A 19,445-nucleotide genomic window follows, 5' to 3' on the forward strand; every position below is an offset into this window, starting at 1 on the left:
TAGAAAGGTAAGGCTCTTTTATTGTAGTACCTGGAGATGAGCAAACTACATACAATATCTCTCAGGTTTTTCAGATCACTTTGTACGGTTTCTTGTTTAGAACACTAATTCCTATCATTGAAAACAGAATTCTATGGATAAAAAATATGTTTTTACTAGATACCTATTAAAAAGACAAGCATAAATTATATTAGATTTTGACAAAGTCTTTTTGATTTCGAAAAGGATTTAAATCTTACTTATAGATTTCATTCCTTTTTATATAATATAATCCTTATATTGATACGTAAATATAATACAGTAATAATGATTTAAAAGCAAGAATTTTAGTAGCGGTACGTTCACACATCCATCAACTTAAGATTTTAAAGTAGCTCTTAAACAAAAAAATTCTTTTTTTAATTGATTAATAGTAAACAAGAAAGATTGGCAAATTAACAACTAAAGAGATTTATTCAGGTAAAATCTATCAAAAGGTCCTTTACAAAATTTATACATAATTCAATTGCAAAATAATGTAAAAATTATGCATTTTTGTAAAAGAAATTCATTGACACTTGTGTATATAAGTAACTATACTCGTTACATCAAATTGAATGCGTGATAATACGATTTTATTATTATTACAAACATGTAAATATAAAAATAGAAAATTTCAATTTGATAAATACAATGGTAGAGGTGTTTATTTTAATGAAGCACAAATTAATTGCAACAGGTATCCTTGCAGGAGCTATATTATCCTATTCTTCTAATATTTTAGCAGATACTCATAAATTTCCTGATGTTCCTACATGGGCTGATAAATCCGTTAATTATTTAGTTGATAAACAGGTATTAAATGGTTATCCAGATGGAACTTTTGGTTCAAATGACTCATTAGACAGAGCTTCGGCTACAAAAATTATGACAAAAGTTTTAGGTATACAAATTGATCCTAATGCAAAACCATCTTTTACAGATTCACAAAACCACTGGGCTACTCCTTATATTGCTGCTGCTGAAAAAGCTGGGATTGTTAAAGGTGAAGGTAATGGAATCTTCAATCCATCCGGAAAAGTAACTCGCGCTGCTATGGCTACGATGCTAGTAAATGCATATAAACTACAAAGCACACCAAATCATAATGATCAGGTTAGATTTGAAGATTTAAAAGGGCATTGGGGAGAAAAATATGCCAATATTTTAATAGATTTAAAAATCTCTAATGGTACCGAGAACGGTTGGCAACCAAATAGATTTATAACACGTGCTGAAGCTGCTCAACTTACTGCAAAAACAGATATGTTACAACAAAATTTAAACGATGAAAAAGAGGTTATTACTGCTACCTCATATGAAGATTTAAATTTAACAGTGGCTTCGAAAATTACAGCTCAAGAGATTGATAGGTTTATTGCGAAATATCACTCAGATAGTCCTTTAGTTGGACATGGGCAAGATTTTATCAATGCGCAAAATCAATATGGCGTGAGTGCTCATTATTTAGCAGCGCATGCGATTTTAGAATCTGGATACGGAAAATCAGAAATCGCATATCAAAAACATAATCTATTCGGTCTACGTGCATATGATGGAGATCCGTTTAAATATGCAAAATATTTACCAAGCTACGGGGATAGCGTTGCTTATAACGCTAATTATGTACGAGAAAGATATTTAGAAGAAAGTGGTATGTATTATAACGGCCCAACATTAACTGGCATGAATGTGAAATATGCATCAGATAAAGGCTGGGCTAAGAAAATTGCGGGTATTATGGAACGTATTAAACCGTTTCATGTAGAAGACTATACATATGCAAAAAAATTACCAAAGAATCCTGAAACATTAGATGTCGACGCGTTATCGAATGAAATTCCATATAAAATGTATGCAGACGGTTCAAGCTCAAATGTTGTATCATCAGCTGCTTACTACCAGGTACCTTATCCATTTAATTTAAAAATTAAAAGTAGACCAGATGTAGCTGTCGAGGAGAATAAAGTTGGTACAGTAACCCCTGGAACAACCATCTTTATTTATCGTGAAGATCCAAATGGATGGGTAGAATTCTCTTTTGAAGCTAATGGAGAAAGATATTGGACATTAAAAAATAAATTAAGTATGTAATTAAAAAGATCTATTGCACTAGTTTTAAAAGTATGGGATTGGACAATTGATTCTCTAGATTGGAAATACAGTAAATTACCCGTTGATGTAGCAGCTGCAAAGATTATTCAAAATGTCTTAGCAGGTGCGACATCCGCATGCTTTTTCGGGAAAATGTTGCGCAAAGTAGGTTCATTTTCAGCACTATCTCCTGGTTCACCGTAATCTTTAATGATGTAATATTCCTTATCTTAAATGTATATATTGAATATATGGATATATTGTGTTATGATGTGAATTAGAAACTCGCGTGTTTCAAATACAACATTTTTATTTTCTTGATGACCTCTTATCTTTCCGTAAGAGGTCCTTTTTTCTCCCTCCGTATTGCATAGCCGCTAAAATACTATGAAAAAATACTAGAGACTACTACAATGTGATATTCTCTAGTATTTTTTCTTTATCCATATTATCTATTGTTGGGTAATCGATGAATTATTAATTTTTGTATGATTTTCACAAAATAACTTTGAACCATTATTTATTTCAATATAAAATAATAAAGGGGTATATATGAATAGGTATGTCCTTTTTATGTGATGATAATGCGAATTGAAGCGTAATACTGAAACGGTAAACGAGAAGAAGCAGTGCCGAAACAGATAGTAAGGAAAGTAAAACAGTAACAGCAGACAATACTTATAATGAAAACGTTCATAATGGACTGTCTATGGATAGAGAAAAAATACGAAAAGATAAAAGGGGCAAATGAATATGAACAGAGCCTTTAAAGGTACCGTATTAGCAGGGATAAGTGTGGGTTTCTTGCTAGCTGGTTGTACAATAGAAACATATGTCCTAACGCAGTCCAGAATATAAGCAAGTAGATTAAGTATTCTAAGCAGATAAATGAAGACTATAGCGATGAAGAAATTGAAAGACAACTAAGAGGTATAGCATCCTGACTTTCTAAATAACATGAGTGTTTCTATAGAATGAATCCTTAGGAGGGCTATTGTGGAACCTTTAATCAATGCTATTTTATACTTTGTATTTTTATTTGGAGCACTGTTTCTTATACTGGGTACTGCATTGGTTTTATTAATCGCGGCTGCATTACCAGTAATCTGGAAGAATAATCTATCATTCCTAATGATTAGTTTAGGTATAAATATACTTGTCATTCCATTGTCTTTTTTTATTGGCGGGATGGCAACAGATTCCCCTGGTAGTACGATGCACGATTTTTGGGAAGTATTTTTCTTTATTCAGGTATTTCCGTTTCCCCTAGTACTGCTATCTTTAGTTTGGTGGCTTGTGCGTCGAAAAAAAGCAAAAGTTCATGTATAGTGTTTTTAATGCAAATAAGCTGTCCGTTTGGGCAGCTTATTATATTTATTACTAAGCGTGATTATTTCCAAAATGAATGCAATACCACTATACAGTTAAATTGAAGGTGAAACATATTGAAATCTTATCAAACTTTAGCCCACTTGTATGCATTAGGACTAGGCTGCGGACTTTGGAATAGAGAGGAGGTTATTTCATGGTGCGATAGGTTGATTGAAGCAAGTGATCACCCGCCATATGAAATTATGGAGATATCTTTAATGTCTAAAGCAAAGCTGATATATATAGAATCGGCTTTACTGTCATATAGCCGCATAGTTGATGAAAAACCCTTGGTAAACATCCTTCTTTCAGTCTTAAATGAAAAGTTAGTAGCTCAGAAATGGAATATTAAACAAGCGATTACTTGCTCTACTCGATTACTAGTAAATAGAGGCCTGTATTGGGAAGAAGAATATTTTGATTTATACAGCCTTAATGATAGCTATGACTTAGCACAGGAAGGTATCCATTTTAATGAAAAAGATGTGATTTCTGCTTATATCGATACATTAGATGTTTTTCGCATCCATTTTAACGAGTTTGAAGATCTCTATTTACAAGTCATGAAACAGAAGTGGCAAGGGGAGAAGGCAGGAAAAAGAATCATTGAATCGTAAGAGTTATTTCCTGTATTTATCACCAAATTTATCTAGCCAAGACAAATCTGTCTTCGTGTTGATGAATTTTTGTCTCTTAATAGCTTAATGCTATCGTTTTTAATTTTTCCGACAGCAAGCAAAGTTAGCATGTTTAATGCATAATCAGACGCCTGTAAATGAGCATTACTATTTAAATTTTTACCAGAGAGTAATTTAGTTAATTAGTAGAAAAAGGAAGGGGCCTATTTGGCTCCTTCCTTTTTCTCATACATACATAACGCTTGTTGACAACTTATGAAATAATAGCATTCATCGCTATTAAAATATAACATTAAAAGCAATTAATTAGATATGTAATTTTGCATATATTGTACTATTTCATGAATAGGAACAAAACTATTTATTCCTTTCTGTATGGAGACAAATAGATTTAGGTTTACTTAGGGTAAGAAGACCTGATCATTGATTGCTGGTTAAACCATATTTCTACGTATTTGAAACAAATTATTTCACTGAATTGTATGTTAAAGAGAGTGCGGGATTTATGAAATGTAGATTATTCCTTGATTTCTTACTCGTGATTTTACTTGGACATCGGAAAAGAAGTTACGTTATATACGATTTCAAAAGGGGATATTATTCAGTGCATCCAAAGATGCACTCCGTTTCCTGTTTCCTATCCTACTAAATTACCATTCCAAGCAAATTTCTTCTCTTTCAAACAATTCATCCATTGAATAAAGATAATTCGGCCATACGTATCGGAGGACATGAAACTTTCTTAATACCATTTGGAATATATTTCAATATACTTCCGATACTATAACAGATCGAAAATTTCTTTATTGGAGGTATATAATGGCATATCCATTTCGTAACTTAGTATTTGAAGGTGGCGGGGTAAAGGGAAGCGCTTATATAGGTGCCATCCGTGCACTAAATGAAGAAGGGATTTTACCAGAAATACAACGATTTGGAGGGACTTCAGCAGGAGCGATTACTGCATTACTTTTAGGTCTTTCCATTCCATTCGCAGATCTTGTAAAAATCCACAAAGACATGAATTTCAAAGCGTTTAAAGATGATGATTTTTCGATTGTACAAGATAACATTCGTTTGTTTTTTGATGGTTTTGGTATCTATAAAGGGGATTTCTTCACTGAGTGGGTAGGAAAGATCGTTGAAAAGTGGACAGGGAGTAAGGACACAACTTTTCAGCAGTTGTATGACAAAACAGGAAAAGACGTGTTTTTCCAAGGAACGAACGTTTCTACACACCAGCTTCGTACGTTTTCACGCGAAACGACACCTGATGTCCCGTTAGTAGTTGCTGTGCGGATTTCGATGTCCATCCCATTCTTTTTTAAATCTGTGGAATGGGATAAAGATTATTATGTAGACGGAGGTGTACTCGATAACTACCCAATTCGTTTATTTGATCGGAAAAGTTTTGTGAATAAAGAAGAACACTTCACGACCACAGATACGATTGACGAGGTTAATAAACTGATAAGCAATATAGAGGATCATTCTACACTAAGAAGCTTACACACGAAATACAATGCATCTTTCTTTGATCCTACAGATGAAATTGTCTACAACAAAGAAACACTTGGTTTCCGTTTAGAATCTCAGGCGGAGGTTGCCATGTTAAAACATATCGCAACCTCAACAGAACATCATATTGGCCATTCTCTTATTCATTTTGCATGGAATTTGTCTCAAACCATGATCAAAGGTCATGAGAGCGGAAAAACCACCAAAGAAGATGCTGCCCGCACTGTATTTATTAATACATTCTTTACGTCGTCGTTTAATTTTGATATCACAGAAGAAGAAAAGAAAACACTCATGAATTCAGGTTATACTTCTACTAAAGACTATCTACATCAGTTTAATACGTCTGAAGTAAAATTGTTTAATCGACCATAAAGCCGAGTGCAATACACTTGGCTTTTTTTAATCGTCCTGTAAATTCTTTTTTTAGTAGCTAATAAAAATTTAGATAGACTATGCATAGAACAAGAGAGAGGAGATAACAGAAAGTAATAAATATAAGTTTTGATGACTTCTTATTTTGTAAAACTAGGGTGTAGAAAGGGTGAAACAGGTGGAAGAAAAACGAATTATGATTTATACAATTTTTTGGCTAACACAGTACAAAAGAGAACCTTAAAACGGTGGATAGGAATGTATCAAAAAATGAATAGAGTAGCAAGGCGGATTTATTGTGGAAGTAGGGATTTTCCTTTTTCTTTCTACTGATAATAAAGCGTTATGTAGACTGGGGATGTATAAGGTATTCATTGCTATTCCTTCAAAATGCTGATGTTACATCACATTAAAATAACCTCTAATTTAAGTATTGAAATTCTCTAAATCTCGATGTATTATATTCTTGTATTTTCTCACTTTGCGAAGCCTAGAAAACATCATCATTTCTGAAAGAACTCGAACTCTAGCCGGTTCTTTGAATTTACTTGAACTTATTTTTGAATCATTGTATTATATTTTCGAGTCTTACTCATATAAATCATTATCAGGAGAATCTGCAAATTTGCAGGTTCTTTTTTATTTTATTGAAAGTAAAATTTTAGCCAGTCGTTTATTTTCATATTGTTGGTTTTTATACGTGTTTGGTAAAAAATCAATGTGTTGCAAAAAAATACTATGCTGAAATCTAGTTCGGTATAGCAATGTGCATATAAAAGATCTCACTTTGCTATATCCCCTAAAAAGAGTCATAAAAATCTATATTTTTTTAATTCAGTTGCATACTACAAAACTTCTTTTAAAAGAAATGTATGTACATACACATTATATTTTGTTCTATAACTCTCTAACTTTTGTTCACGATAGTCTGTTAAGTACAGGATTATTGGCGGGTGGTGCAATAGGTGCAGAAGATGTGAAAACAAATGAAAAAGTACAAGTTGCTGTTGCAGGTAAAGAGGGAAATATGACGTATAAAGAAATTGATAAAGCAGAATCTCCATTGTTATTTGGAATGTATCCTTTATGTTAAGATCCTAATAAGAAGTTAGTTTTTTTGATAATTAATATTTATACAAAATGTATAATTAATATACTAAAACGTTTTTAAATTTTATTAATGTATTCCTTTTCATCTGAATGAATTATTTATTGCAACAGGTTTCCCGTTCAAAACAAGATGTTCAAACAAAAGACAATATAAGTATCTTTATAATGATTTTTCAATATAATCAATGTGTTTATGAAAGGAACTCTGTGTTATTTTTGCTTTTTTACTAACTAATACAGCTTCAAACAAAGGACACAATTGCTACATACTAAGTATAATTTATTACCTATTCAAAATTCTGTCTATTCGATCTTTCTAAAAATAAAAAAAGATTAAACTTATAAATATACAAGTTATAATGAGGGCGTCGAGACACAATTTATTACCTCTAGAGAAAATATCAAACCTCGTTTTGGATTAAAAATTCTAAACAACTTGCCAGTAATTTTTTAAAATTGGACATACTGATATGATTACTATACGGAGGATAGCGGATTAGAAGGGAAGTTTATTCAACTCAATAAAGAAAGCGTTATCAAACAAAACTTGTTTTGAATCGATCATTCTAATAACTTAGATTCAACTACAGCTAAAAATAATAAATTATGGGGGTGCTTATATGAACATGAATGTAGCATCTATTAAAGAAAAAAAGATTGTTAAATACAAAAGTTGTTTTGATGTGATTGGGCCCATAATGATAGGCCCTTCAAGTTCACATACTGCAGGTGCTTTGGCTATTGGAACAGTTGCTAATAAATTATTTCAAGGTCTTCCCAAAAAAGTTGTGGTAAAGTATTATGAATCATTTGCTGAAACCCATAAAGGTCACGGAACTGATTTTGCAATTATTGCTGGTATATTAGGCTTAGCTGCTGATGACAGCAAAGTGCCAGATGCTATTAAAATAGCAGAGTCTAAGGGAATTGACATTACCTTTATTGAACAATTGGGTAATAGTCCTGCTGGTCATCCAAATACGGCAGATGTATATGCAGAGGATGAAAGTCGAAGTATTAGAGTAATGGGTATTTCGGTCGGTGGTGGGTTGATTGAAGTCAAAAATGTTGAAATTGATGGATTTAGCTTAAATCTGCAGGGGCCATTGCCAGTTGTTATTGCGATTTCAGAAAGAGCTGACTTTGAATTTGTTTTACGCAGGATCTTTAAACAATATGATGTGGAAATTAACAACTTTCATAGTTTGGAAGATAAAACAAAATATTTATATGCATTCGCTTTGGATTCGATATTGCCAGGTAATGCTCAGAAGGAATTAGGAGATTTAAGCAATATAGCTAATCTTATTATTCTTTAGTCACATTAAGGAGTGAAAAATATGCATATGGCCATAAAAGAAATTGTGGATGCAGCTAATAAAAGCCAAAAGCAAATTTATGAATTAGCAATCGAACAGGAAATCAAACAAACTAAAACTTCTTATGAAGAAGTATGGAGTAAAATGGAACGAAATTTAGCGACTATGCAACATGCAATAAATAAAAGTATCGAGGGCGACGGTGTATTTTCTCCAACAGGTTTGACCGGAGGGGATGCTGTAAAAATTAAAAACTATCGAGAAAATAGGAAAACTCTTTCTGGAGATTTGATGGTGTTAGGGATTCAAAGTGCTATCGGTGTTAATGAAGTAAATGCTGCATTAGGAGCTATTTGTGCAACTCCAACAGCAGGTGCGAGTGGGACGATTCCGGGAGTCCTATTTAGTATTAAAGATACGTTGCAGTTAAGTCATGAAGATATGATTCATTTTCTATTCACTTCAGCGTTATTTGGAACGATAGTCGCAAACAACGCTTGTATTTCAGGAGCGTATGGAGGATGTCAAGCTGAAGTAGGAAGTGCCTCAGCGATGGCGGCTGCAGCTGCGGTAGAAGCTGCGGGTGGAACGCCACAGCAATCTTCTGAAGCTTTTTCGATTGCATTACAAAATTTACTCGGTTTAGTTTGTGATCCGGTCGCTGGTTTGGTAGAAATTCCTTGTGTAAAGAGAAACGCCATTGGAACGGCAAATGCTTTAGCAGCAGCGGACATCGCATTAGCTGGCGTAAACAATCTCATCAATGCTGACGAAGTGATTGAAGCCATGTATAGAGTTGGAAGACAGATGCCTCGCGAATTAAGAGAGACAGGTTTAGGTGGTATTGCAGCTACACCTACAGGAATTGCCATTAAAAATAAAATCTTTGGGGAGAAACAATCAAATCAATAAGTTATCGAATATATTGTGAAGTTTTTAACAATCTTTACTCTATTGTTCGCCTAAGGATGTCTGTATATTGGGGGAGTTATCAATAAAATATACTACTATATAATTAAAATATTTTATAAGTGGTAACAAACCCTTCAGGTTGATGCTTCGCTAATTTTTTGATTTTTATTAACCTAGAAGGGGGATATTCGTTGTGGGGCACTATATAAGCTATTCATTTTTCAAGAACGGTCTATATTCCTATATCTTAAAAAGAGAATTAAGAATAGGACACAAGGAGGAATTATTATATGGATGGGAATACTGCAAAAAACATAGAATTTCAAGCTGATAACACTGCAGTAAAAAATGAGAAATATTTAGACCCTAAAAAGTGGCATAAACAGGATACTACCTGGGCATTGAGCCTTTTTGGAACAGCAATTGGAGCAGGAGTACTCTTTTTACCGATTAATGCAGGTTCAGGTGGTTTATTATCATTGCTGTTAATTACCATACTTGCATATCCTGTTATGTATTATTCACATAGGGCGCTTGCTAAAATGATTTACGCTTCGAACTCTGCCGATGAGGGGATTACAGGTACAATAAGAGAGTATTTTGGAAATAAGGCAAGTATCATTTTTAATATTGTATATTTTGTCTCCATTTATACGATCGTGCTGATGTACTCGGTCGCACTTACAAATACCGCTAGTAGCTTTATCGTGCATCAATTGCACATGTCGGAGCCTCCAAGGTCCATTTTATCGCTTGTTTTAGTACTCGGTCTTATCGCTATACTAAATTTTGGTCAAGATATAACTGTAAAGATCATGAGCATGCTAGTGTATCCTTTTATAGCTTCTCTACTTTTTATCGCAATATCTTTGATTCCACAGTGGAATACGTCAATGCTTAGTTTTTCAAGTGTTTCTACTGCTTCAACAGGAACAGGATATTTAGGAACGATATGGATGATACTTCCAATCATAGTATTCTCGTTTAATCATTCGCCTATGATTTCGTCATTTGTTATGAAACAGAGAGCTACGTATGGAATAGATGCTACTGATGCTAAATGTGCTCAAATACAAAAAGTTTGTTATATTATGACATTCGCAGTTGTTATGTTCTTTGTTTGGAGCAGTACCTTAAGTTTGACTCCAAATGATCTTAAGGTGGCAAAAGAACAGAACTTGTCAATCCTATCATATCTTGCTAATGAGCTTAATTCGCCAGTAATCACTATTGCAGCTCCTATCATTGCTTTTGTGGCTATTACAAAGTCTTTCCTTGGTCATTATATAGGAGCGTATGAGGTAATGCGTGACATGATTATCAAGTCCAGTAAAAAACGTGGGAAAGATATAGGAGAAAAAACAGTTAAGACAATGATTCTTACTTTTGTCGTATTAACATGCTGGTATGTTGCTTATACAAATCCAAGTATTCTTGGAATCATTGATGCCCTTAGCGGTCCGCTAGTTGCTGCTATCTTATGTATACTACCCATGTATGCAATCCATAAAGTATCAGTACTTGCTAAATACAAAGGGAAATCTAGCAATGTATTTGTCATTATTATAGGTATTCTTACTGTCCTAGCAAGTATTAAGTCATTATTCTAATCCACTATTGTTAGTATCGATGCAAAAACCGTGGGATATGGAAAAAAGAAAGATTCTTATCGGAACTGAATTCTATATTGTTAAACTAAAGAAATCATGGTTTTGGACAAACTCCTCACATTGGAGAGTTTGTCTTTTTTTATCATTTTAGCCAAGAAGACCCCTTCCTCAAGGAACGCAAAATAAGTAGGTGGGAGATGAATTGGCTAAAATGATAAACTGGTGACCCCGTATGTAGAAGTAAAAAAGGGGGAAACTATTGTATAATTATCGATAATTTAGGGGGCGCCAAATGAAACATAATAAAGAAGTAACACTTGGGGATTACGTTGAATTTTCATATCGTAAAAATCACAATTTGAAATTAATGGGATTTGTGGTGAATGTTTTACAAAATACAATTGTTGTAGATATTGCGGAAAGAATGGATATCGAGGTAGATGATTTTAGGCAAGTTGTAAAGCATGGTTATTATAATAAAGTGGTTCATAAGCAAATAAAGAATAGTGTTTCATAAAAAGTGCTCCTATATATATAAATTTAGGAGCACTTTTTATGGAGAGAATTTTCGCAAAGATTTTTTTGTCTGAGGTATAAAATTTTCATATAAAAATACGTTTTGAAGATATTTTCTTATTTGTTAATTAATAATTTTTTCAATCTTTATAGCTGTTATGGATTTAAAATATTATTCATAAAAATTTCACATAATTTTATTAAAAAGAAAAATACTAATACTTGTTTTAATACTTTACTTCGAGTCATTAAAACAAATTTACTAACTACGAAACAAGGAGGCATCACTGTGGACATTCGTGAAGGATTAATTCCAACAGCTTTAGGTACAGCAGTGACAGCAGCAGGTTATGCTCTTAAACAAACTCGTGGAACTAATAAAATGATTGCAAATACAGTATTTGGTTTTGGTTTAGCACACGTCGTTTTAGGTGTAATCGATCTTGTTGAACATCGTCGTTAGAACGAAAGGCAAGCATTGATATATGCTTGCCTTTTTGGGAGTACATTTATTATTCATTTTTCAAAATATGTTTGTATGACGTAATCATTATCAATGTAATTAAATAGTTACACTACAAGAAAATTAGAAAGTAAAACTGTGAGCATTGAATTTTATGAAATGAGATGGTGATGGAATGGAATTTTCTTCTGAAAGTAATACGTATCATGCTGGTGACATTGTTTATATTTTTTACCGAAATCCTCATACTCAAGACGTAGCTAACATACAAGCTGCAGCAGTTGTAAATAATCCTGAAAGACCTAATGAATTAGCACTATTTCTTTACGAAACGTATTATCCACTAACAAATGAGATGGCTATATATGCTACCGAAGATGAAGCAAACCAAGCTTACACTTACTATTATGGTGATATTTCAGAGGGGATGTTAGAATGAATAAGCCATTTATGCCTAAGCTCGTATATTTTGAACCGAAAGCATTAGATTATCCTTTGGGGAAAGAGCTGTTTGAGAAGTTTTCAAAGATGGATGTTGAAATTCGACATACTACTTCCCATAATCAAGTAAGAGATTTGCCAGGGGATAACGATTTTCAAAAGTATCGAGTAGCAAAATCCACGCTGGTTGTTGGTGTTAGAAAAACACTGAAATTCGATACTTCCAAGCCTTCAGCAGAGTATGCAATTCCTTTTGCAACGGGATGTATGGGACATTGTCATTATTGTTATTTACAAACAACGATGGGAAGTAAGCCTTATATACGAACGTATGTAAATGTTGAAGAAATTTTAGATGCTGCTGATAAATACATGAAAGAGCGTGCACCTGAAGTAACAAGATTTGAAGCGTCGTGTACTTCAGATATTGTAGGAATCGATTATTTAACGCATACCCTTAAACGGGCCATTGAGCATTTTGGAGAATCTGAATATGGGAAATTGAGATTTGTTACGAAATTCCACCATGTAGATCATTTACTTGATGCTAAACATAATGGAAAAACAAGATTTCGCTTTAGTGTAAACGCTGATTATGTGATTAAAAACTTTGAACCAGGAACTTCTCCCTTAGCTAAACGAATTGAGGCAGCAGGAAAAGTAGCTAGAGCTGGATATCCTCTTGGTTTCATTGTAGCTCCTATTTACCTGCATGAAGGCTGGAAGGAAGGATACTATCATATGTTTGAACGCCTAAATGCTGAATTACCTCTTGATGCACGGGATGATATTACATTTGAATTTATTCAACATCGTTTTACAAAGCCAGCTAAGAGAGTAATTGAAAAAAACTACCCGATGACAAAACTAGAATTAGATGAAGAGAAAAGAAGGTATAAATGGGGGAAATATGGAATCGGAAAATACATTTATCAAAAAGAAGAAGAAGAGGATATAAAAAACTATCTGTATTCCTATATGAAACAGTTCTTTCCTAATGCAAAACTAGAATATTTTACATAAAAGAAACGAAAAAAATTCATTACATTATCAATCTAAAAAATTACTCACTCAAAAAAGTGATATTGGTCAACAATTCGCTAATAAATCATTTGAAAAATTTATATACGAAAGTCTTTTATGTAAAAATATGTTTCATTATGAACTGAATCCCAACAGTTAAACAGAAAAATACAGCGGTTGTATGAATATAAGTCCGGTATTGTACCGGGCTCATTCTTTTTAACGTTGCATCAATTCTTTTGTGAACATATTAATTTGAACATGTTTAAAAACGAACCATCTTTTGACAATGGTATTAGCGCTTTAGAAAGAACTTTCATAAAAAATGGTACTAATAATCCCTCCAAGTATTACTCCCATAGTAGAACCTAATAACAAAAATCTAATTGTTTAATTAGTAATTCTAATCTACCATTTTTTGCTGTACTATCAACTAAAGAAACAGTAAATGGTTGTTGAAACATATTAGAAAATCGAGCAATTAAAGACATAATATTATATTTAGCAAAAGCCGATGCAACTAAAGCTAATTTCGCTCCAACAAGTTGAACTCCATATCCTAAAACTTCTATAGAAGTCATAAGCATTAAAAATAAAAAGATACAAATTACTTTAAAAGTAATAAACTCCATAATCATACCCCTTAAGTTTCTATAAATACATAACTCAATAATTATATTAAAAATATTCAATATTTTCATTAAAATATAAATCGATTTCTATTTTATAATCAAAAACTATACTCCTTTATTTTGAATGATGGCATCACCTTTTATTAGAATTGTCCCTTGGTTTAGCAAATGTTTTTTTGTAAATAATATATTTGTTAAACCATTAATTAAGGGGGACTAGTATGCCGCAGGATCGAAAAGAAGAAGTGCAAAACGATACATATGAAGGAAAAGAGGTTATGCCAGATAATCCACAATATCTACCGCGTCACGTGCAAATGGAGCTGCCTCCCGAATTTTCTATAAATCCTCTTTTTGCCCGCAAAGGAGAATCAGTCGTTCCGCGCTTTCACATGCCTGATGAAGGCATGTTACCAGAAACAGCGTATCAAATCGTCCATGATGAAATGACTCTTGATGGCAATGCACGCTTGAATCTTGCAACATTCGTTAGTACATGGATGGAACCTACCGCAGAGCACTTATATGCTAAATCATTTGATAAGAACATAATTGATAAGGACGAATATCCACAGACAGCTGAAATTGAGGAGCGGTGTGTCCGCATTTTAGCCAACCTCTGGCATTCCCCCAGCCCCCTTACAACTATGGGCGTTTCAACAACTGGATCGTCGGAAGCCTGTATGCTCGGGGGGCTTGCGTTAAAGAGACGCTGGCAAAATGCACGAAAAAGAGAGGGTAAGCCGGTGGATCGGCCTAATATTGTGTTTAGTTCTGCTGTTCAAGTCGTTTGGGAAAAATTTGCGAACTATTGGGAGGTTGAACCACGCTATGTGAAGGTTAGCCCTGAGCATCCCCGATTAGATCCTCAAGGGGTCCTTGCAGCCGTGGATGAAAATACGATTGGTGTGGTACCGATTCTCGGTGAGACTTATACCGGACTTTACGAACCGGTTGCCGCCATTGCAAAAGCGTTGGACGATTTACAGGAGAGGACGGGAATCGACATTCCTATGCATGTAGATGCGGCTTCGGGCGGATTTATAGCACCGTTTCTTCAACCAGATTTAGTCTGGGATTTTCAGTTGCCGAGGGTGAAGTCCATCAATGTATCGGGACATAAATATGGATTAGTCTATCCTGGCTTGGGTTGGATAATTTGGTGGGAAGCTGATGATCTCCCCGATGATTTAATCTTCCGCGTCTCCTATTTAGGCGGAAACATGCCGACTTTTGCCCTGAATTTTTCACGTCCTGGCGCACAAGTGCTCCTACAATATTACAATTACCTGCGTTTGGGGAAAAGTGGGTACTATGATGTCCAAAGGGCTTCTCAGAAGGTCGCTCTTTTTCTTAGCAAGGCAATTCAGGAGATGGAACCGTTCGAACTTTTGTCCGATGGTTCGGATATTCCGGTTTTCGCTTGGCAACTGAAAAAAGGTTACACATTAAACTGGAACCTTTATGATTTATCTCGACAATTGCGTGTGTTCGGCTGGCAAGTACCCGCATATCCATTGCCTCCAGACCTAGAAGCAGTGACGATTATGCGCGTTGTGGTTCGAAACGGGTTTTCTATGGATCTCGCGCATTTATTTTTGAGGAACCTCAAACAGGCCGTTGCCTTTCTGGATTCCTTGGATGGACCTATGCCACATGATACGAAATGTGATAATGGGTTTCATCACTAATTGGGGAGCAGCTCTCGTCGTCGTTAAGTTGAGCTCAACACTCATAACTTTTCGAGCTATCGACTGGGAAGAGGTACAGAAAAGCTGATGGTTTCAACCAAGGGATACATGATGATAGGTGATGAACAAATTGATGCCTGAGGGCTTTACAATATCAAATCATACGCCCAGTTTTCAGAAATCTATTGGCTTTTCTTCTGGTTTCGAAAGACACAATTCAAATCTGTTGAAGAGTTAAAGAAATTTGTAGCTAGTATTTCCTTTTGGGAGGTACCATTACCTGCTTTAGGAGTTACTCCACCATTACATTGGATTTTATCGGATAAATGGGGTGAATCTATTGTATTAGAATCGACAAGGAGTAGTGACTAATAGTCCTGAGTTTAATTGGCATTTACAAAATTCAAGACAATATATAGGTCTTAAATCGCAGCCATGCGAGGGGGATATACCATTAAGTACTTTTGGACAAGGTTCAGGTTCAATGGGACTTAATGGAGATTTCACCCCACCATCAAGGTTTATACGAGCAGCGTATGGTAAATAAAATATTCAGGGTATAGATAACGAAGAAGAGGGTATATCGGTCATTTTTCGTATTTTGTAAAATTGTGAGGTTCCAAAAGGAGGAGTAATAACGGAAGAAGATACATTAGATAATACTATTTATACAAGCGCAACGTGCATGGAGTCTGGTACATATTATTATCATATCTATGATTGTAGATAAATTATTGCCCTTCGATATTAGTAACAGGATAGCTGCTTAACGATAAAAATGAATTTGCCAATTTTCTTGCAAAATGTAACGGATGCTCTACCGATTGGATATGAATATACATAATTAAGGGATTCATGTATAACCAGTGATTATGTAAAGCACTGACAATAATTCCTTGTTGTACAATTGATTTCATAAATGCAGGGATCTCTTCTTGTAGAACCGCGATTTCTCCTAAATTTAATGCATTGCCATTTTGATCCAACGATTCAAAACTTACTCCGACGGGAACTACATAGGCACTTGGTTTTCCTTGAACCAGGACCTTAAAATTGCGGTGAAAAGACACCGAACAACCACCTTGATTTATTTTACTCTTTCCTTTAAGAATTGCAGCAAATTGATCAGAAATGAAATTTAAATTAGACATAAGTTCAATCCCTTTCCCGTGCTAAATTTATCCATTTAGAAATTTAATTTAAAAAATGTAGTTCCTTCTTTTAAAGAAAAGAACTACTTATAAACAACTTTCCTCTAAAATAAACAGGCTGATATGTGTAATTTGTACCCTGTTTATTTTAGAGGAAATATAAATGTTATTTCCCAACAAACATAACTTAATGAATCCTTTCTATATATCATTATAAAAAATTCATAAAGTAGGCAATTGTACATCTTTATTTTATGTAGGTTAGATAAATATGTGTCTTAATAAGTCTGTGCTTTCTTTATGAAATTCTTATTGGTAATTAATACAACAATAAATTTAATATATTTTAATGATTGTATAGGGTAAAACTTAAGTTGTTTTTTCATTTTCTCTTTTACAATTGCTTGTGGTCCTTTGTTAAAATTGTAGTAATATATTGAACTGTATATAAAGATAGATATTTTAAATTTTTCATCCTAAAATAACTTACTATATCTAGCTAAAAATGTTGTTTTTTCAATGAAGAAGTAAATTTTGGGTGTATGGTTTTATTGGTTATATTAAGTGTTTTGTTAATGTTAAACATAACTCTTATTGCACATACATTTTTTTAAATCGAAAAGAAGAATTTATTCGTCTGTCAAATTCTATGTTAACTGGTAAAACAGACTAATTTTAGATGAAAGATTCTATAATAAATCTGGAGAAACAAAAATAATTGAAAACATTTGAGCATGGAGATAAAAAACGCTTAACGAAGGATATTTCAAAAGAGATGGAGCAAAGGATTCAAAAATCAATAAAGCTTGTTCAAAAAAATATAAGGTGGATGCATTAGCATTAGGAGAAGTATATAAGCGGAATAATTATAAAGAATGAAAGAAAATAAGTAAGAATTGGGATCAAGGTGAAAATTATTTTAGTAATGCTGACATTAATGTTTATGTTCATCCAGTAATTGAACATTCAGGCTCAGCTTTACCGAAGAGAGTGAAATAAGGTGATTTAAGTCGTTAGCGGATTACAAATACGCTAAACGATATTAATGCTGGTTCTGCATTTTCAATCAGTGCAGACTTATGTACTTTAAACGTGATTAATAAATTATATTTGGCTTATTATGATCCTTTGGTTAGCACTAGTTAGAGTTATAGTAAAAATATTAAGTAGAAACGACTTATTTTTAATAATAAGAGGAAATATGTTACTGAAAAGTAAGGAGACAAATTATTACTTTTCTAAAGGGTAATTAGGTTCGTACAATGATGCATTAAAGTGATTCATAAGGGATTCTGAATGCTAAGAGAGTGAGAATGCATTACAAAAGAAAGGTGCATAGGCGCCTTTCTTTTTTGAAGGGATTTTTTGTTACGAGTTAGTACAAAATTGGGTTCAGGGGGTACTATAAAATTTTAGCTTGATGGCGATGGGGTAGCATCCACCGTCTATCAACATCACTACACCTATATTTAATACTGCGTTACGTGCCTTTAATCAAGTGAAAAACAAGACCCATTTTGTAAAAACTGAAACCAACGTTTTCTAAACTGAACTTGAGCCATATCTGCATGAACATGGGCCTCCATTTTTAAAGCTTCTGGTATAGGTCTAGGATGTTGACTTTCTACAATAATTTGATCCTCTTTTAGTACTCTTAAACTAAATTTAGCTAAAATTTGGTCTAGTAAAGGGAAGTACTTTAAAAATGTCCTTCCGGTATATCCCATAATTAATGTCTCTTCTTCATCAATTGGTGTAAACGTAATATACTGAATAAATGACTCATTCTCCTGTTTGCCACTGTGAAGCATCCACTGATGTGGGAATTTGTATTCAAGGTAAGCATCACCATTTGAGAATATAAACTGATCCAGTGTTCCCTCCAGCTTATAATTGGTTGATTCGGCTTTTGTTTTTCTACCAATCGTTTTTTTATGTACATAAGCAAGATGAGCAATATCCAGCACAGATTCGATTGATCGAGTAAGGTGTGCATTCCAAGTGGCGTGGAAGAAAGAGAGTTTAAAAGGAGTGTTCTCCATTACATGAAAAGTTTGCCATTCAGGTGGATTTTCCTCACTATCAGGGTATATCCAAATCAACCCAATCTTTTCTTTTACAGGGTATGAGAAGGTATGAGCAAATTTCGGGATAGGTTTATTGGGTTGGGATGGAATTCTTACACAAGTACCACAACTATCGAACTCCCAACCATGGTAGGGACAGACTAGTTTACCATTTACTACTTGTCCCAGTGATAAGTCAGCGCCACGATGAGGGCAGTAAGGTGATAGAGCCTGAACTTCGCCTTTTTCATCCCGATATAATACAAAATCTTTGCCAGCAACTCTTTTTTTTACTGGAATCTTTTTTATATCTTTTACATAACTCACAGCATACCAATTACGTGGGAATACTCTATTTATATTTAGAGTCATTTATTTTCTCCTTCTTTTTATTCACCTAGTAGATATTAGTGGTGTCTACTGTATACTGTCTATTCTATGCTATAAAATATTTTAAATGTTCGTTTAAAATTAATAAATCTACAGTTTGATCAAAT

Annotated in this window: 16 protein-coding genes and 5 pseudogenes; 17 read left to right on the forward strand and 4 right to left on the reverse strand. The window is 33.8% G+C overall.

Annotation, left to right across the window (positions count from 1 at the left end):
• Nucleotides 1–693: 693 nt before the first annotated feature.
• Entirely contained in the window at nt 694–2,112 is a 1,419-nt protein-coding gene (locus HMPREF1014_RS12255) for an S-layer homology domain-containing protein (protein ID WP_000680985.1), read from the forward strand.
• A 24-nt stretch (nt 2,113–2,136) separates the two neighbouring features.
• Nucleotides 2,137–2,250 (forward strand): annotated as a pseudogene (locus HMPREF1014_RS29930) (polysaccharide deacetylase); the annotation flags it as partial.
• Here the strand turns inward: HMPREF1014_RS29930 and HMPREF1014_RS32590 are convergent.
• Nucleotides 2,238–2,330 (reverse strand): annotated as a pseudogene (locus tag HMPREF1014_RS32590) (peptidase M56); the annotation flags it as partial. The pseudogenes HMPREF1014_RS29930 and HMPREF1014_RS32590 sit on opposite strands and share 13 nt — an antisense overlap.
• A 778-nt stretch (nt 2,331–3,108) precedes the next feature.
• Here HMPREF1014_RS32590 and HMPREF1014_RS31225 point away from each other — a divergent pair.
• The 11 genes from HMPREF1014_RS31225 (at nt 3,109) to splB (ending at nt 13,408) form a co-directional block, all read left to right on the forward strand.
• Nucleotides 3,109–3,441 (forward strand): hypothetical protein, encoded by a 333-nt coding sequence (locus HMPREF1014_RS31225; RefSeq protein WP_000433520.1) that lies wholly within the window; start codon nt 3,109–3,111, stop codon nt 3,439–3,441.
• A gap of 116 nt (nt 3,442–3,557) precedes the next feature.
• Nucleotides 3,558–4,100, forward strand: a complete 543-nt coding sequence (locus tag HMPREF1014_RS12265) for a hypothetical protein (protein WP_000844538.1) — start codon at nt 3,558–3,560, stop codon at nt 4,098–4,100.
• Between the two features lie 840 nt (nt 4,101–4,940).
• A complete protein-coding gene (locus HMPREF1014_RS12270) occupies nt 4,941–6,014 on the forward strand; it encodes a patatin-like phospholipase family protein (protein WP_000331137.1) in 1,074 nt (357 codons plus the stop codon).
• 838 nt (nt 6,015–6,852) lie between these two features.
• Nucleotides 6,853–7,107: a hypothetical protein gene (locus HMPREF1014_RS12280; RefSeq protein WP_000557543.1), complete on the forward strand. Its 255-nt coding sequence runs from the start codon at nt 6,853–6,855 to the stop codon at nt 7,105–7,107.
• A gap of 637 nt (nt 7,108–7,744) precedes the next feature.
• On the forward strand, nt 7,745–8,443 hold the full coding sequence (locus HMPREF1014_RS12285) for a serine dehydratase beta chain (protein ID WP_001056999.1): 699 nt from the start codon (nt 7,745–7,747) through the stop codon (nt 8,441–8,443).
• A gap of 21 nt (nt 8,444–8,464) precedes the next feature.
• The gene (gene sdaAA / locus HMPREF1014_RS12290; protein WP_000550892.1) at nt 8,465–9,355 is read left to right on the forward strand and encodes an L-serine ammonia-lyase, iron-sulfur-dependent, subunit alpha; all 891 of its coding nucleotides are present in this window, start codon (nt 8,465–8,467) and stop codon (nt 9,353–9,355) included.
• Between the two features lie 290 nt (nt 9,356–9,645).
• A complete protein-coding gene (locus HMPREF1014_RS12295) occupies nt 9,646–10,965 on the forward strand; it encodes an aromatic amino acid transport family protein (protein ID WP_000348956.1) in 1,320 nt (439 codons plus the stop codon).
• Between the two features lie 292 nt (nt 10,966–11,257).
• On the forward strand, nt 11,258–11,482 hold the full coding sequence (locus HMPREF1014_RS12300; protein WP_000682213.1) for a DUF2187 domain-containing protein: 225 nt from the start codon (nt 11,258–11,260) through the stop codon (nt 11,480–11,482).
• Nucleotides 11,483–11,770: 288 nt separating this feature from the next.
• On the forward strand, nt 11,771–11,944 hold the full coding sequence (locus HMPREF1014_RS12305) for a hypothetical protein (protein ID WP_000354585.1): 174 nt from the start codon (nt 11,771–11,773) through the stop codon (nt 11,942–11,944).
• Between the two features lie 175 nt (nt 11,945–12,119).
• Nucleotides 12,120–12,383, forward strand: coding sequence for a transcriptional regulator SplA (locus HMPREF1014_RS12310; RefSeq protein ID WP_000396091.1), 264 nt, complete (start codon nt 12,120–12,122; stop codon nt 12,381–12,383).
• Complete coding sequence (gene splB / locus HMPREF1014_RS12315) at nt 12,380–13,408, forward strand: spore photoproduct lyase (RefSeq protein ID WP_001039638.1); 1,029 nt, start codon at nt 12,380–12,382, stop codon at nt 13,406–13,408. Before HMPREF1014_RS12310 ends, splB begins: the two co-directional genes overlap by 4 nt.
• Before the next feature lie 368 nt (nt 13,409–13,776).
• On the opposite strand, the gene HMPREF1014_RS12320 is transcribed toward splB, so the two are convergent.
• A complete protein-coding gene (locus tag HMPREF1014_RS12320) occupies nt 13,777–14,040 on the reverse strand; it encodes a lipid II flippase family protein (protein ID WP_000394421.1) in 264 nt (87 codons plus the stop codon).
• 221 nt (nt 14,041–14,261) lie between these two features.
• Here HMPREF1014_RS12320 and gad point away from each other — a divergent pair, with 221 nt between their 5' ends.
• Both gad and HMPREF1014_RS32100 read left to right on the forward strand, forming a co-directional pair.
• Nucleotides 14,262–15,731: a glutamate decarboxylase gene (gene gad / locus HMPREF1014_RS12325; RefSeq protein ID WP_001135432.1), complete on the forward strand. Its 1,470-nt coding sequence runs from the start codon at nt 14,262–14,264 to the stop codon at nt 15,729–15,731.
• 210 nt (nt 15,732–15,941) lie between these two features.
• A pseudogene (locus HMPREF1014_RS32100) lies at nt 15,942–16,458 on the forward strand (linear amide C-N hydrolase); the annotation flags it as partial.
• A gap of 4 nt (nt 16,459–16,462) precedes the next feature.
• Here HMPREF1014_RS32100 and HMPREF1014_RS12335 read toward each other — a convergent pair.
• Entirely contained in the window at nt 16,463–16,882 is a 420-nt protein-coding gene (locus tag HMPREF1014_RS12335; protein WP_000067577.1) for a DUF1259 domain-containing protein, read from the reverse strand.
• A 739-nt stretch (nt 16,883–17,621) separates the two neighbouring features.
• On the opposite strand from HMPREF1014_RS12335, the pseudogene HMPREF1014_RS29950 reads away from it, so the two are divergent.
• A pseudogene (locus tag HMPREF1014_RS29950) lies at nt 17,622–17,881 on the forward strand (Ger(x)C family spore germination C-terminal domain-containing protein); the annotation flags it as partial.
• A gap of 181 nt (nt 17,882–18,062) precedes the next feature.
• Nucleotides 18,063–18,131: pseudogene (locus HMPREF1014_RS31230) on the forward strand (HXXEE domain-containing protein); the annotation flags it as partial.
• A 241-nt stretch (nt 18,132–18,372) separates the two neighbouring features.
• Here HMPREF1014_RS31230 and HMPREF1014_RS12345 read toward each other — a convergent pair.
• Nucleotides 18,373–19,320, reverse strand: a complete 948-nt coding sequence (locus HMPREF1014_RS12345) for a Rieske 2Fe-2S domain-containing protein (protein WP_000174200.1) — start codon at nt 19,318–19,320, stop codon at nt 18,373–18,375.
• Nucleotides 19,321–19,445 lie beyond the last annotated feature (125 nt).

The organism is Bacillus sp. 7_6_55CFAA_CT2 (genome assembly GCF_000238655.1).
GTDB classification, from domain to species: Bacteria; Bacillota; Bacilli; order Bacillales; family Bacillaceae_G; genus Bacillus_A; species Bacillus_A cereus.